This is a genomic window from Aeribacillus composti (assembly GCF_031760945.1).
GTDB lineage: Bacteria > Bacillota > Bacilli > Bacillales > Aeribacillaceae > Aeribacillus > Aeribacillus composti.
Genome location: NZ_CP134501.1, coordinates 3,771,041 through 3,787,858, shown reverse-complemented (window position 1 = coordinate 3,787,858; position 16,818 = coordinate 3,771,041). Strand labels below are relative to the sequence as shown.

Annotated in this window: 10 protein-coding genes and 1 pseudogene; 6 read left to right on the top strand and 5 right to left on the bottom strand. The window is 40.0% G+C overall.

The genetic code is table 11. The features are described 5' to 3' along the window. Position 1: 1 nt before the first annotated feature. Positions 2-2,344: an RNA polymerase recycling motor HelD gene (helD, locus tag RI196_RS18240; RefSeq protein ID WP_066251807.1), complete on the bottom strand. Its 2,343-nt coding sequence runs from the start codon at positions 2,342-2,344 to the stop codon at positions 2-4. A gap of 930 nt (positions 2,345-3,274) precedes the next feature. Between helD and RI196_RS18775 the strand changes: the two are divergent. Then, a pseudogene (locus RI196_RS18775) lies at positions 3,275-3,397 on the top strand (IS256 family transposase); the annotation flags it as partial. Between the two features lie 286 nt (positions 3,398-3,683). Here RI196_RS18775 and RI196_RS18235 read toward each other — a convergent pair. From RI196_RS18235 to RI196_RS18225, 3 genes are all read right to left on the bottom strand, one after another. After that, positions 3,684-4,466: a CsxC family protein gene (locus RI196_RS18235; RefSeq protein ID WP_117016908.1), complete on the bottom strand. Its 783-nt coding sequence runs from the start codon at positions 4,464-4,466 to the stop codon at positions 3,684-3,686. A 148-nt stretch (positions 4,467-4,614) separates the two neighbouring features. Further along, on the bottom strand, positions 4,615-7,560 hold the full coding sequence (locus RI196_RS18230; protein ID WP_311066695.1) for a BC_2427 family protein: 2,946 nt from the start codon (positions 7,558-7,560) through the stop codon (positions 4,615-4,617). 496 nt (positions 7,561-8,056) lie between these two features. Further along, positions 8,057-8,935 carry an IS982-like element ISGth1 family transposase gene (locus RI196_RS18225; protein ID WP_311066496.1) on the bottom strand — a complete coding sequence of 293 codons (879 nt, stop codon included), beginning with the start codon at positions 8,933-8,935 and terminating at the stop codon, positions 8,057-8,059. 139 nt (positions 8,936-9,074) lie between these two features. Here RI196_RS18225 and RI196_RS18220 point away from each other — a divergent pair, with 139 nt between their 5' ends. The 5 genes from RI196_RS18220 (at position 9,075) to RI196_RS18200 (ending at position 14,645) form a co-directional block, all read left to right on the top strand. Continuing rightward, a complete protein-coding gene (locus RI196_RS18220) occupies positions 9,075-9,986 on the top strand; it encodes a LysR family transcriptional regulator (RefSeq protein ID WP_063388274.1) in 912 nt (303 codons plus the stop codon). 151 nt (positions 9,987-10,137) lie between these two features. Beyond that, positions 10,138-12,000 carry an IS1182 family transposase gene (locus RI196_RS18215; protein ID WP_311066694.1) on the top strand — a complete coding sequence of 621 codons (1,863 nt, stop codon included), beginning with the start codon at positions 10,138-10,140 and terminating at the stop codon, positions 11,998-12,000. 349 nt (positions 12,001-12,349) lie between these two features. After that, positions 12,350-13,399: an NAD(P)/FAD-dependent oxidoreductase gene (locus tag RI196_RS18210; RefSeq protein ID WP_311066693.1), complete on the top strand. Its 1,050-nt coding sequence runs from the start codon at positions 12,350-12,352 to the stop codon at positions 13,397-13,399. A gap of 334 nt (positions 13,400-13,733) precedes the next feature. After that, the gene (locus tag RI196_RS18205) at positions 13,734-14,249 is read left to right on the top strand and encodes an acyl-CoA thioesterase (RefSeq protein WP_082829614.1); all 516 of its coding nucleotides are present in this window, start codon (positions 13,734-13,736) and stop codon (positions 14,247-14,249) included. 24 nt (positions 14,250-14,273) lie between these two features. Continuing rightward, positions 14,274-14,645, top strand: coding sequence for a hypothetical protein (locus RI196_RS18200; RefSeq protein WP_063388277.1), 372 nt, complete (start codon positions 14,274-14,276; stop codon positions 14,643-14,645). A gap of 233 nt (positions 14,646-14,878) precedes the next feature. Here the strand turns inward: RI196_RS18200 and RI196_RS18195 are convergent, their stop codons facing one another. Beyond that, complete coding sequence (locus RI196_RS18195) at positions 14,879-16,297, bottom strand: NAD(P)-binding domain-containing protein (RefSeq protein WP_311066692.1); 1,419 nt, start codon at positions 16,295-16,297, stop codon at positions 14,879-14,881. Positions 16,298-16,818: the final 521 nt, after the last annotated feature.

Genomic DNA, 16,818 nt, shown 5'->3' with positions numbered 1-16,818 from the left:
GTTAACCCGGGATCTGAAGGAAACTACCCGGCGCAACGTTCTGTAAAAAGGGGCTCGGTTCGCCTACACTGTAAAGCTGCAAGTAATGCATAGCCCGGGTGCAGGCGGTGTAGAACAATCTGCGCAGGCTCTCAACGCCGTATACGTGCGATGAAGCGTTATAAATGATGACGGCGTCGAATTCGATGCCCTTCGCCAAATACGCCGGTATAACGACAACACCTTGTTCATATTCGGTAGAGCCGCTCTTCACAAGTTTTATATCTTCAACTCTTTTCAGTGCTTCGTATGCGGCGGTGCTTTCCGCAGCAGATTTACATATAATCGCGATCGTATTATATCCCCGTTTCCGCAAGTCCGCGACTTTGGAAGCAATACAGCGGTGCAGTTCAGCTTGATCGGACACTCTCGTCAACACAGGCTTATCGCCGTCGCGTTCAAAAGCAGTGATCCGTTCGCCATCGGGTACGAGTCCGCGCGTAAATTCAATGATCTGTCTTGTGGATCTGTAACTGCGGGTCAAGGTGATCGAATCCGTTTTATCCGGTCCGTATAGGCTGGTAAGCGTGTGGAAATCGACTGTTTCACTGGCATGAGCGAATATCGCTTGGTTAAAGTCGCCGAGCACAGTCATCCTCGCCGAAGGGAACAAACGCTTCAAAAATTCGAATTGAAACGGAGAATAATCTTGCGCTTCGTCTACAAGCACGTGTTTGATCGAGACGTTCGTCTGAAAGCCTTGAATCAGCTCTTTCAAAAATAAATACGGAGTTGCATCTTCGTAAAACAGTTTGCCTTCGTCTAGCGTTTTTACAGTCAATCGGCAAATATCCTCCCACTCCTCGGGTGTTTCCCCTTCCATCCACTGTTTGACCCGCGTTGGATCGGCGAAAAGCTGCTTGTATACTCCCTTCATGTCGATGAAACGAAGCGTTCGGATCCGTTTGCGCAACGGTTTCAGCTTCTTGCGAACGATCAATTGGCCCAGCGCTTCGATCTCGTTCTCATAGTTGTTCAACGTTTCTGCTTTAAAGCCGTGTTTTTTCCGTAAGAGAGTATGAGCTTTATGATAATCCTCGTTGCTAAGCAGCTCGATTTCTTCCTGCACCCATGGCTTAGTCCGTTCAAGCTTCTCCGCTTCATCGATTTGCTTGTTTAGCCAATCTGCCAGCTTTTCAAGTCTGCTGTGAAAACGGAGCGAGGTGTCGCTGCTATAAAACCTTTCTGTGATTTGTTTGGCGGTGATGATCGGTTTTCCTCTAAATAGAATATCTTTGAATAGCATGCCGGATAATTCCAGCGACTTACAGTATGTTTTAATCGTCTCGAAGAAACGGGTTGATGCCTTGAATCGGATGCTCGCAGTTCTAGTCCGGTATAAAGAGTCATCCGCTTCAGTCAACATATATTCCAATTGCTCGTATGGATCCTCGATTTGAAATTCTTTGCTCAGCCGATATTCCAAATATTCCTGAAAGGTGACCTGCTGCATATTCTCTTCGCCTAGTTCGGGCAGCACATTGGATACGTAGCTGTTAAACATCGAATTAGGTGAAAATAAAATGATTTGATCGGCTCTCAGCTTATCCCGATACTTGTAGAGCAAGTAAGCGATCCGCTGCAGGGCAGCCGATGTCTTGCCGCTGCCGGCGGGTCCTTGCACGATGAGCAGCCGCCCGCGATCATGACGGATGATCTGGTTTTGTTCCCGTTGAATGGTGGCCACGATGTTGTGCATATGTTTGTCTGTCACTCTGCCAAGCACCTGCTGTAAAATGTCGTCTCCAATGGTGAGACTCGTATCGAACATCGACTTGATAACGCCGCCGCGGATGATATATTGCCACTTTTTCTCCAGCATGCCGCGGACTGTGCCTCCAGGAGTAGTATATTCGGCCGGGCCGGGCGCGTAATCGTAGTAGACACTCGAGACCGGCGCCCTCCAGTCGTAGATCAGTATGTTCTCTCCGCTTGTATCCGTGAGCGTGGAGATACCGATATAGATTCGTTCAGCAGCTGAAGTCCCTTCCTCAATGAAATCGATTCGACCGAAATAAGGCACCTCCTGCATGCGGCGCAGGGTGGACAACCTCTTGAAGGCTTGTCTGTGGGTGCTTTGGCTCACGGACAGGTTCTGCGCCTGTTGTCTCAAGGCGATGATCGTCTCAAGATAATCGTCGAACGTATCAGTATTCACCTTGACGTCATCCCAAAAATGTTTGCGGAAATCAATCACTTCTTTTCGACGCTGGGAGGTTTCGTTTTCCAGCATGCCGATTTGCTCCACAATGATCGCCATTATGCTGTCCAATCGTTCTTGCTCCTGCCGAAGTTCTGTATTCATATTAAGCACTCCTTTAAAAAATAAAAATGGGGATTGACTGAAGAGGATTTATGTTTTATAATTATAATAGGGATACTATTTTTATAATTTAAACAAAATGTGTTTCTTTACTAATTTATCATAGTTTCTCAATTTTTTCAATGTATTTAACGCTGTCGTCGATATTATAAACAAGTTGAAATTGTATGTGATGAAGATAAAAAGTTACTGTAAGGCCATTAATTAAAGTATTTCTCATGCATGGAAGAGAACCGATGGTTTTCTTTTAGACCGTCTAATAAAGTTTGCAAAATCGTGTTATAATTGAATAAGTTTGTATATATAAACAGTCTAACTAAATTAGTTAGGCTGTTTTTTTTGTTTTGTAAAAATTCTTAAATAACTATGAAAGAAGGAAATTGGAATATGTATAAAGTTGATTACAAAGATTATCCTTTAATCAGAAGTTGGAAACAAAATTTAATGAAAAATCAATTATTGTCTATTTCCGTGTAGCATGCGAATTTTATCGGATAAATCATATAAGCGGATAAATCGACTATATAAAAGGATGTGACATCCTTGAATACAGGTGAAACTGATAGGGAGACATGTTCCAAAGTTGATACTGTAACTAAAACGAAAGCTGGATCTTATCGTGAAAGAGTAGAGGGAAAGAAACAATAATTTTTAGACAAGCCCATTGTGCTTGTCCATTTTAAATGCGAGGGGGAGATTTTATAATCGAGCAACATTCCGGAACATTTTCCTCAACACTTCAGCTTCATGTACGTATTCTCATGTATGTATACATATTGACGGACTGCACCTGTAGAAAATTCAACTCCATACTTGCGTTATTGCCGCTTTGCGGCCTGAACTCATCAGAGTGATTTTATGTCTCAGAAATTAAACTGTACGCAATCAGGTGATGGAAGATTATACACGGACTTTGATGATGCCTCTGCTGTTCTTGCGTTTCCTAAACGCTGCAAAAACCGCTTGAGACTTACCGAGCGTGTGGAACAACTCATTGAAGAGATTCGTATTTTTCCAAACCGTGAGTCCATCCTGGTGATTGGGCTGTCTTTCGAGAAATCGATGAACAACCTAACATGACTGAATACTAAGAGCGGCGCAAAAGCACTGGAACATATCAGAGTTACTCAAGATAATGGCAAATAAGCTACGCTTAGAGCTGCAGTGAGTGAACAAGGGAAAACGTTTAGGAAAGCCTGAGCTCTCGCAGCAGGTTCAGCCGATAAAGGGCTTAAATTTTCTTTTAACGAGAAAGCGAAGAAATAACAGTTAAAAAGAAAAGTAGAAGCCATGACCCAAAAAGTCACGGCTTCTGAACTAGTTATTTGTGTTTAGATCTGTTTGTGGCAGCATCTAAAGTTCCTTCAGGGAAACTAGGAGTTACTTGTGTAGCTGTAGTTTGAAATTGTTGAACTTGTAATAATTTCACAGTAAGATCTAAGACGATTTTTTCGCGCAATGTTTTAAACTGGCCTTCAGGTCCTACTTTAACTGGTGAGAAATCAAGTTCATAGAAGTTTGCGGCTATTAATTCACCGTATGGTTGTTCATTATATTTGACGAGATTTTGGAAGAAATATTTATCCAAACGAGGAACAAGGTCATTTTTCTCATTTAAGAAGAGAGCTTTGCTTTGATCAGAAATTCCTATTATTGGGAAAAGAAGGAAATCTCCGGTTGGAGCAGCGTCTGCAAGTTCTGTAAAACCAGAGAACGGAACGTCTGCAATTCTGTCTTGAAGTGCTCCATTGCAGTCTCTGGAAGCATATTCAATATCTTTGCGAATAAATCCTGATACAAATAATTTCGCTCTAGTTACTCTAAAATAGTCCGTTGTACCAATACGTGTAAATCTAACAGGTACTAGTTTCGCTTGTTCCAAAAATACGTTTTTTGTCACTCTCTTAATTTCAGTTGCTGGCGGATCAAGCGGAATATCTGCCTCTACTACAACTTGAATAGTTTTTTCTGCTAATACAACTGGAGTTTTAAGAGTTACAGTAACATCTGGTGTAAGAACTAAATCGGTATTTTCATTTGATAATGGTACTTGTTCTGTCGATTTTACTGGGCAAGCTGGGATTTGATGATCGTCTTTACTCATGAAAAAATCCACTCCTTAATTTTTTTTGAGTTTTCCAAACTCTGCATTAATACAATATGCAGCATTCATTTTTAAGTTTGGGCTTTTCACATAATCATTTTTCTCATTTTTAAATCAAAGAGTGGATTTCGTATACATTCGATGATCTCTAGATTCCATTGCCAGCATAACTGACCCGAACTTGTTGTACTTGTAATAAATGAACGATTAAATCCAATATAATTTTTTGGTGCAATTGACGATAGTAAGGTACTGATTCATTTTGTTTGGAACCTTCATTTCCGTTGTCTGCGGCAGTGTACTCAATATTTTGTGATATATATCCTTTTATAAATAAATTTCCTTTCAGTGCTGTACATGTTCCATTATCTAATGATGGGGAGAATTGAGTAGGTACGAATTTACAATTTGTTAGTACGACCTCTTTAGAGATTTCTTTAACGCCCAAAATCTCTTCTTCAAATACAACATCTTCTTCTAAAATTATTTCCATTTTGTATTCCCCTGCTACAACTGGAACTCTAATTTGTATAAAGTCATGAGATGTACAAGTTTTGTTATCTGTTTCGCTTGTTTTCGCAGCTTTTGAGTCATGCAGGGGAACTGCAATAGATTGATAATGATTATTTGTATTATTCTTACTATAAGTGTGTACAGTGTCAGTTAAAGAGATCATTTCATGAATTTTAGAGCAAACTAAACGACATTCAGGCTGTTCAGGATAATAAGTTGTCGTATTGAGTAATTTTGTGTTTAATTGAGGAGTTTGTTTATTGTTTAAGTCAAGAAATTCAGCTGAATTTTGAACTATATTGCTAAAGATAGGAGAATGAAGAAAGTCATCTATTTCTACAAAAGTCGAAAATGGTCTTTTTATAGTCATTGAACATGTTTTTCCATATTTGATAGATTCATCTGCATTATCAAAATTAATAGCTTTTTGATCATTCGTTCCATCCGATTCGGATGAAGGATGAACAGGCTCAAAAACAGAATCGGTCGGAGATTTTTTATTTATCTCCTGTTCAGCATGAGAAACCTCATCCGTTTTCACAGCATGTTCATCAACAGCTGAAGGGGATTGTTCAGGATCAGCTCCATCTGATAAATGAACCGGCTCAACTGTATTGTTAATAAGATGGATTTTAAAGATATCTTGATTATTTATTTCACCCGAATTGAATGAATCATGGGCAGATTCAAAAACGGAATCGGTTGGAGGATGATCCTTTGTCTCCTGTTCAAGACCAGCATGGAAATACTCATCCGTATTCACAGCATGCTCATCAACAGCTGGAGGAGATTGTTCAGGAACGGCATCGTCCGATGAATGAACTGGCTCAACTGTATAGTCAATAGGATTGGTTTCACTGATATTCTCTTGATCATTTATTTTATCTGAGCTGGATGAGTCATGGGCAAATTCAAAAACGGAATTGGTCGTAGATTGATTATTTGTCTCCTGTTCAAGACCAGCATGGAAATACTCATCCGTATTCACAGCATACTCATCAACAGCTGGAGGAGATTGTTCAGGAACGGCATTGTCCGATGAATGAACTGGCTCGACTGTATAGTCAATAGGATTGGTTTCACTGATATTCTCTTGATCATTTATTTTATCTGAGCTGGATGAATCATGGGCAGATTCAAAAACGGAATCGGTTGGAGGATGATCCTTTGTCTCCTGTTCAAGACCAGCATGGAAATACTCATCCGTATTCACAGCATACTCATCAACAGCTGGAGGAGATTGTTCAGGAACGGCATCGTCCGATGATGAATGGACTAGTTCGACTGTATGGTTAATAAGATTGATTTCACGGATATCCTTATGATTGTTTATTTCATCCGAGCTGGATGGAGCATGAACTAGCTCAAAACCCGAATTGGTTGAAGGTTGATCATTCGTCTCCTGTTCATCAAGACCAGTTAGAGAAATCTGCTTAATATGAGAAGCCTCATCCGTATTCACAGCATGCTCATTAACAGCTGGAAAAACTTGTTTAAGATTGTTTTCATCCAATAAATGAGCAAGCTCGACTGAATAATCAAAAGAATTGGTTTCAAAGTGATCCTCTTGATCATTTATTTCATTCGAGCTGGATGCAAAGGTATACACAAGTTCAAAAACCGAATCCATTGAATCTTGATCGTATTTCTCATGATGTTCAAAATCAGTTAAAGAAATACGCCTAACATGAGAAAAACCATCCATTTTCAAAGTATGATCATTACTAGCGAAGAGAACTAGTTCAGAATTGGTTCTATTCGATGATGAATGAGCTCTATCGACTGAATGATCAATAGGATCAGTATCAAAGCCATCTTCTTGATCATTTATTTCATCCGAATTGGATGAAGGATGAACAGGCTCAAGAACCGAATCGGCTGAGGGATGATCCTTTGTCTCATGGTCAGGGCTAGGTAGAGAAATCTGCTTAATATCATGGGAAGAACAATCCGTTTTCAAATCATGATCAGCATTAGCTAAAGGCATTAGTTCAGAATCGTTTCCATCTGATGATGAATGAGCTCTATCGACTGAATGATCAATAAGATCAGTATCAAAGTCATCCTCTTGATCATTTATTTCATCCGAATTGGATGAAGGATGAACAGGCTCAAGAACCGAATCGGCTGAGGGGTGCTCCTTTGTCTCATGGCTAGGGCTAGGTAGAGAAATCTGCTTAATATGGGAATCATCCGTTTTTAAAGTGTGGTCATCAGTTGAGGAAACGTGTTCAGGATCAGTCGTTCTATTCGATGGTTGAGTAGGACCACAGATGCTGCCTGTATGATTTCTTTTAGACATATTATACTTTTTGTATAAATTCATCAGTTTGGAAACATTATTTTTATTTTTGTTTAGTTTGGGCACCTTTTTTATACCGTAATTTTCATGTGAATCATCTGCTTCTGCTGTATCAATGCGATTTGGCACAATATCTGATTTGTGACTATCATCATCTTCTTCTGTATGCTGAAAATTGGGGCATACAGATTTTTTTTGAACTCTTGAAGATTTAAAAATGTTCATTTGTTTAGAACGTATTTGCTGCATCCTCTCATGGTGAATCCATGGAGTTTTCATGACACCTCACTCCCAAATTAACGAATTTTTACTGTATTTATTTATGCTTTATTTCCCGCATTTGTCCCTGTACAATTCAGGAAATTTCAAAAATAAGCTCTATGTAGCATTTTTCTCAAATCAGATGATTTGCCTGTTTCTCTTCAAAAATTCGATAAATGGGGATACCATGCCCGCTAATCTTTTTATAATATTGATATGGAATATAAAAATAAATGATTGCATAGATGAATGAAATGAAAAGTTTTTAGATATAAGAAGGGGAACTTGAAGGATTAAAAGAGGACAAAATTAGAGCTTTTTATTTCCGAATAAGATACTTCCATTGTTGAAATTAGCGTAATTAAACACAAAAACACAAGGGGCTGTCTAATTAATGAACTGCCCTAACAAGAACATCAAGATTTTATGCTTCGCCTATTTAATAAAACAAATTTAAAGCGCTAAAGTGAAAAGTGTGGTAAACTTTATTATCACCCGTGGTGCTAGTTGAGTCTTAACGCTCAACTAGCCCAAGAACAACAAGGGAGTAAGCCAGTAAAATACCATCCAGTGCCGTTTCAAATCCAGAAACCGAGTTCGCTCGAATCTCGGTGATCCGATACGAATCGACTAAAATCGAAAACACGGTTTCAATCACTTTGCGTTTTCGTTTCATCCACTGTTTCCATGCGTCGGATTGGAGAATTCGCTGATTTTTTCGAACGGGCGTCCAAAAAGCGACTCGATGCTCTTCGTACAGCTTCTTTTGCAGTTTTTGGCTGATGTACCCTTTGTCACCTAGGTTATATGGATGTGGAATTTGCGTCATGACGGTTTCAGCGGCCACCCGATCGTGACAAGACGCTTCAGTGACGACATATCCCATCGGAAGCCCTTGGTCGGTGACCTGCAGATGAAGTTTCAACCCATAGAAAGCGATCTTTTTCGAAGCACAATAGCCAATATCCGCAATTCCACGAAACCGTTTGGCGCGATACATTCGGGATGAATGACACAGCTCGATCGGCAAACTGTCCACGACCGCATACGCATGGTGTTGTCCACGCTTGGCCAGCTGGTGCCGCATCCACTTGATCGCAAAGCCAAGCGCTCGGCAGCGACGGTTGTATCGAGAACGTTCAGGGAACAAGTCCTTGGAAAACAAATTCCCGATCACAAACCGGTGCCAAGCCCGTTCGGAAGTGAAGCCTAACAACTTTCCAAGGACATGGACGGCGATGATGACCTCGTCCTTCTGTTTCAACAAATGAAGATTTCGACGTTGAAGATGAATCTGGATACTCGATAGTTGAGCTGATACAAAACACAAAATCGATACATATTGTTTTTGAAGTTTGGCTCGATCTGTTGTAAAATGAAAGTGCTCTTGCATGTGAATTCTCCTTTTAAATGTTTGGTCGCACTTTCATTTTAAGGAGATCCTCATGCAAGGGCTATTTTTATGCTTGTCTGATTTTATCTAGCACCACGGGTTTTATTATCATTAAAATGTAATAGGGTGTTTGATTCAATTGGAAATTAAACAATTGAAGTGTTTTCTTGAGGTTACACGTACCGGCAATTTTACCACTGCATCTGAGAATCTGTTCATTACGCAGCCTGCTCTCAGCAGAATTATCAAATCATTGGAGGATGAAATTGGAGCACCGCTTTTCATACGTACTAGAAAAAAGCTGATATTGACGGATGCAGGCCGTATTTTAAAAAAACATGCTTTAAAAATTGAAAATCAGTTGCAGCAATTGGATGCAGAGCTTGATAAAATGTTTATGCAAAGAAAACGACAAATTCGCATCGGGCTACCTACGATTACGAATTCCATTTTCTTCTCAAAATTGATTGCATCGTTTCATGAAGAATATCCAGAGGTGATTTTCCTACTAGAAGAGGATGGTTCCAAACCAGTTGAAGAGAAGGTTCTTAATAATTTATTGGATTTTGGGGTCGTTGTTCTTTCTGAGGAAAATGAAAGTCTTGACAGTATTATATTTGTGAATGAGAAATTAAAACTAGTTGTCTCTTCGTCTCATCGTCTGGCGGGAAAACAGGAAGTGTCTTTGCAGGAGCTAAAAAAAGAGGACTTTATTATGTTCGACCGGGATTTTGTGCTAAGAAATCTTGTCATCAATTCTTGTAGAGAAGCCGGTTTTCAACCGAAAATTATTTCGGAAACATCACAACTGGAGTTTATTCAAGAATTGGTTGCCTACAATATAGGTATTACTTTGCTGCCTGAAAGTACGTGTATAGAACTAACAGATGATTTTAAAACGATCACCGTCACTAATCCGGAAATCGAATGGAATCTGGCAATGATTTGGAGAAAGGATGCAAGCTTATCACAGATTGCGCAGGAATTTGTACGATTTGCAAAAGAAAAGCTGTCGACAGCTAATCCCGGACAGGATTCTAAATCCGATTGAGTCAACTATAAGAAGGGGGCTGTCCAAAAAGTCAGGGTAACTGACTTTTTGAAGCCCCTCATTTTTTCACTTTTAAAAAAAATGCACAAAAAAATCGTCCTTTCTAGTAAAATGAAGTTGCGACACAACATTACAGAAAGGACGATTTTTTATGAGCAATCAAATGATTACTCCTGAAAATTATAACACACAAATGACACTTCCTCTAGATGGAAAAGAAGAAAAAACTCCTGCTAAAAGAAATTTAGCCCCTACTTTCAAACCATATGACAACCGTCAAGTTCAAATGATTTATGATATTGAATCGCTCATACCCGAACATCACGTGGCACGTGTCGTGGACGAAATGGTGGAGGCGATACCAGATGAACAATTGTTTTCTCATTATAAAGGCGGCGGCAGAAGCTCCTATCATCCCAAAATGATGCTGAAAATCATTCTGTATGCTTATTCTCAAAAGGTTTATTCTTGTCGAGGAATCGAAAAACTCGTTAAAGAAAATATTCCTGCCATGTGGCTTTCAGCGATGCAACAACCAGATTTCCGGACAATCAACGAATTCCGAGGCGGACGGATGAAGATCCTAATGGATGAGTTATTTGAAGCGATGATTCTGAAGCTGATTGAAGAAAATTACATCACGATGGAAAACTACTTTTTGGATGGTACTAAAATTGAAGCCAATGCCAATAAGTATTCTTTCGTGTGGAAAAAATCAACCTTGAAATTTGAAGCGAAGGTAAGAGAAAAAATTCAAGAAACACTTCAGTACATTCAAGAATTAACCCAATTAGAAGCAGGAACAGCACAAAAAGAGGCGAAAGAAGATCCAGAAATCACGGAACAGAACTTGGAAGCCATCGCTCAAAAATTAGAAGAAAAAGTCGAAATCCTAACAGAGGAAATCGAACAGGAATCTGATACAAAAGTTCGGAAGGAAAAACGAACAGAACGCAAGAAATGGAAAAAACCTTTAAAACGGATTCGAGAAAATTTTTTACCTCGACTAGCCAAATACAAGGAACAGAATGAAATCTTTGGCGATCGTAACAGCTATTCAAAAACGGATAAAGACGCAACTTTTATGCGAATGAAAGAAGATCATATGAAAAATGGTCAACTGAAGCCAGGGTATAATGTGCAAATCGGGACAGAGAATCAGTTTATCTTGTTTTATACCATTCATCAACGACCAACCGATACACGTTGCTTTATCCCACATATGGAGAAGCTAGCCTCCACTTCATTACCGATGCCCCAAACAGTTATTGCGGATGCAGGCTATGGTAGTGAAGAAAACTATGTATATGCAGTTGGTGATGAGAAAGAGCCCCGGTTTGAGTTTCTGATTCCTTATGGGAGCTATGTAAAAGAACAAACACGTACATACAAAAAAGACATTAAAAATGCCAAAAACTGGACCTATTGTGAAGAGGATGATTGTTTTATTTGCCCGAATGGAAGGAGAGTAACGTTTAAAAAATACCAAAACAAAAAGAATCCATCTGGCTATGAACAAAGCTTCAAAATATACGAATGTGAAGATTGCACCGATTGCCCATTGAAAGCGAAATGCACAAAAGCGAAGGGAAATCGTCAAGTTCACTGGAATCCCATCTTTGAAGAAATGAAAGCAAAGGCCAAAACAGCCCTTGAATGTGAAGAGAAAGCCGCCATCTACGCTCGACGCAAAGTCGAGGCAGAAAGTGTGTTCGGTCACATCAAGGGCAATCGGTCGTTCCGCAGATTTTCTTTACGGGGGCTCGACAAAGTACATGTTGAGTTTGGGATTGTGGCATTAGCCCACAACTTCCTGAAAGTAGCCGGCATCCGCCAGCTACTTTCAGATAAAAATCGAAAAAATATAAAAGCAAGTGGAGAGAAACGCATTGTTTTTCTCCACTTGCTTCATTTTAGGGACTTATCGGACAGCCCCTTTTTTTACTTGAAGCAGAAACAAGAAAAAAGTGTCTTTTTTGTGTGGAGCCGTCTCTTGTACTTAAGCAGGGGTTAGGAAGGATTCATTTGAATATCATGTTTCATATGTTCGTGGAAGCGGCCGCTATCTTTTCATGAAAAATAGATAGAGGTTCTAGATGTCCGTTGATTTCCTGCATCTACAAACGATTCATAGATAGCTTGAAGAAAGACGGATGTTTCCAACGGTTAGAAACCGTCTGGGACTTGCTCTCGTTGTGCGATTGCGAGACAGTGGTCCGACCGTCCATAAACAATACGAGCTCTATATGGTGTAAAAATTTTTTTCAATAGTCAATCACTGTTCGTTGTAAAAGAGGTAAAAACAATGTATATTTAATTGAGAATGATAATCATTTACTGAGTTCTAGGAGAGGTGGAAATAGATGAAATATGACGAATTATACGATGTGACGATTATTGGCGGCGGACCAGCGGGGTTGTATGCGGCATTTTATAGCGGATTGCGGGAAATGAAAACAAAGCTGATTGAGTATCAGCCGCAATTGGGCGGCAAGCTTCATGTTTACCCGGAGAAAATGATTTGGGATGTTGGAGGACATGCACCGATTACAGGAGAACAATTAATTAAGCAGCTTGTCAAGCAAGGATTAACATTTAATCCTACAGTGGTACTAAATGAAAAGATTGAATCGATGAAACGAAAGGAAGATGGCACTTTTATATTGCAGGCCGCTTCTGGACGGCAGCATTTTTCCAAGACGGTCATTGTCGCAGTGGGAAGCGGTATATTGAAGCCGCAAAAACTGGAGATCGAGGGTGCAGAAAAGTTCGAGGTGGCTAATCTGCATTATACAGTGAAATCGTTAAAGCTCTTCAAAAATAAAACGGTCATCATTTCAGGAGGAGGCAATGCGGCAATTGATTGGGCGAATGAATTAGTGCCGATTGCTAAAAAAGTGTATTTGACGTATCGAGGGGAGATGTTAAAAGGTCATGAATCGCAGGTGACGCAGCTTCTAAACAGCTCGGCTACTTGTTATTTTCATACCTCGATTACCAAATTGATTGCCAGCGAGGACCATGAACGGATTGAACGAGTCGAGCTAACAAACCGTGAAACAGGAGAGATCACCTATTTATCGATTGATGAAGTAATTGTGAATCATGGCTATGAGCGCGATTCCTCCTTGCTGGAAAAAAGCGAGTTGAATATTCAAATGATTGACAATCACTACATTGCGGGCAACGCCCATAGCGAATCTTCTGTACCGGGACTTTATGCAGCGGGGGATATTCTAAAATACGATGGGAAATTGCATTTGATTGCGGGGGCCTTTCAGGATGCCGCAAATGCGGTAAATAGCGCTAAACAATTTATTGAACCTAAGGCTGATAAATTTGGCATGGTATCATCCCATAACGAAATCTTTAAAGAACTCAACCGAGAATTGATAAAGCAAATGATGAAATAAAAGTTTATTTGGAATAGAATGTAACACACGACCAAGCTCAATGATACGATCCCTTTATAGTAGACAGGAAAAAGAAAGCCTGTTCATCTGTCTATTATGGAGGGATTTTTCTATATGTGCTTTTTTATTCCTGTCTACTTGACTGGGGACAGCTCATCACACGGGTGGTTTTTTGTTTAGGTTAAAGAGCGCTTCCATACTATTTTGTTATGAATTGTATATAGGATTGGCATTGTATCTTTGCAAACCAGCTATATTATAATTCTCTTTGTAAAAATTCTAATACGGATGAAGCGTACGCTTCAAAAGTATTTTTATACGTAAGGTGATCATGATGGAAGCAAAAAAAGTTAAAGAAACACGTGTTGTTCAAACAGATCAAGTGCTCATTAATGATTTGAACAATTATCATACATTATTTGGCGGAGTTTTAATGAAGAAGATGGATGCATGTGCGACGCTTTCCGCCCGCAGACATACAAGGGTAAAGGAATGTGTTACGGCGTCGACCGACTCCGTTAATTTCCTTGAACCGATCCGGGTAAGTGATTCGGTTTGTATTGAATCATTTGTTAGCTATACAGGTAAAAGATCCATGGAGATTTTCTGTAAAGTGATTGCAGAAGATCTAGAAACTGGGAAACGAAGAATTGCAGCTACTGCATTTTTCACTTTTGTTCCCTTGGATGAGAATAAAAGACCGTTGGAAGTACCGCCTATTATTCCAGAAACAGAGGAAGAAAAATATCTCTACGAAACAGGAAAAGAACGTGAAAGCATTCGCAAGTTAAAAAGACAACAAAATAAAGAACTCGTGTCCAGACTTTCACTGAATAAACCGTGGGATTAATACGGAACAAAGGAATGATATAGTGTGATAATAGACTCTAGTTACGATGAGTTGAAAAATGCACAAACCGCTATCGAAAACTTAAAGGCAACAACACCAACTATTTATCGGAAATTTTTAAATATCGTCCATTTGACTCGTCAATTACAATATGGATATCAATATATGGGCTCTTTACTAATGGATGAAGACCCGGATCGATTCCAACCGAAATTTCAGGATGATTATGTATTGTCTATCTATCATCAGGAAATCGAAAAACTAAAAAAAGATAAAAGATTTCCGGAATTAAAACAACTGCTGCAATCATATAAACATATTAGCTATACAAACATTAGCAAGCTGGCTTTAGGGGAAAAACCAGCAGCATTAATTGGTCCAGCCGTGGTCCATTAATTGTTCGAAGGAAACTGAAAAAATTTAATTGGGTGGATCGAACTTTGATTCGATTCACCTTATTTATTTTTAAAGAGTGTTAAAAGGCCGCTTTCTCAGACCATAAATTCCTTGCATTACAAACAGCTGTCCGAAAAAAATATAAACGTTATTTTTATTTGAAAAAGGGGCGCCTCTTAGCTGAAAAATCAGCTTGAGACAGCCCCCACACTACCAACGGTTATTCTAAGGCCTTACTCCTTTTTAGTCCATTCACCGACAAATTCGATTTCGTTATAGGAATAGAAGTCTTTCAATATCTTTTCGCAATCATCTAAGAAAAGCTGATCCGCTACTTCTGACACGAGCTTGCGTATCCCGTATTTCAGGCCGGAAAGAGCAGCTGCTGTAATGCCGCAGCTGATCAAACCCGAATAGTTGAAAGCGAAAATTCCGTACAGAAGCTTTTTGCCCTTTTCATCGCGGCTTATAAAAGCGAAACCAGGGCTGAGATAAGGATGGGCATCAAGCATTGGATTGGCCAGCTCCTTCGGGGGATGATAGCGGTCTCCCCAACGAGCAATGTGGCTTTCGACAAGTTTCAGCTCCGGACGCAAAGCAGGATCAGTGACGAGTCCAGTGCAGATGATCAGAAAATCGAAGGTGAACTTGCCCTGAGGTGTGGTCACTACTGCACCTTGATCTGCAGCTTCAACATCAAGCCATGGTGCTCCTAAGTGCAGGTGAAAACCGGGCCATGAGGCTGCGCGTCCGAAGGTATCGTTGGTCGGCGGCTGATTATATTTAAAGAAATGAGCGATGATTGCATATTTATCAGCGTCCGATAGAGCTTGGAAACGTTCAATTAGACCGGAAACTTCCATATAGCGGATCGGATTGATACGCTGCAATTTCTTGCGGCGGACAAAGACATGAACTTCGGCCGCACCCTCTGATAAGGCAAAATTGGCATTATCAAAGGCAGATGCGCCGCCGCCCAAAATTCCGATCTTTTTCCCTTGTAGTGCTTTAAAATCAATTGTTTCTGAGGAGTGGGCATAGAGATGATGCGGCAATTTTTCAGCAATGAAAGGAGGAACATGCCATTCGCCACCGCCTTGAATTCCCGTGGCTAAAATAACCTTTCGTGCGAGCAATATGTCAGATGGTGCACCCGTTCCTTCAATATGAAGCCGATGAATCCCTTCATCAGTCGGCTCTATCAACTTCAACTTTACTTCATTGATGACGGGCAGATTGAGAACTTTCCGAAACCAGCGCAAATAATTCATCCAATCTCCCCGAGGAATTTTGTCTAGCGCTTCCCAGCCTTCCGGTCCGAATTGTGCTTCCCACCAAGCGCGGAAGGTTAGGGAAGGAATCCCAAGGTCGATGGAGGTTAAATGTTTAGGTGTTCGCAAGGTCACCATACGGGCGTAGGTTTCCCACGGTCCTTCCCAGCCCTCTCGGTTTTCATCAATGACAAGAATGTTGGATATCCGTTCGCGTAGAAGACCGAAAGCCGCACCTAAGCCGCTTTGGCCGCCGCCGACGATCACGACATCGTAGACATGCCCTTCAGGTTTTTTTAGCGTTCGCACCCAGCTTGGACCTCCGAAGGCGAGATAGGAAAGATCGGTTTTCACTTGTTTGTTTAATGCCTCTAAGCTCATCCTTTTTCACTTCTTTCAACTGTAAGATTTGAAAGTCACATATGTCAGCCTTATCCGTAAACAGAAATCCGCATGAGAAGAATTATTATATTGAATCAATCATTATTGTTTTTACAGTACCACTTGCCCATATAGTATCACTTCAACCATTTTTATTGAATGTGTATTGTATCTAAAATCTCCTTTAATCATTATGTAAAATAACTAAAAATGCTTGTTTAATTTCCTCTAAGGAACGAATACCAAGACTATCTTCATCTAGTCATTCCTGTAAAACACTCCTAATGAGCCAATAGCTAACCGATTGCCCCGATTTCTCCTGCATATTAATAAATGGGCATAATTTGTGCAAAAAAGCGCATCTTCTGATGTTCATTCCTCAGTCAATTTGTGTGGATGTTTTTTCTAGTTCAAATGCTTATTGTTGCTTTTTGTATAAATCCGCAGCAGTCAGCTTTTTTAAGACGATAACTATTAAAGCCGAATCTGTTTAAAAAATTTTTTCTATCATTTACAAAAAA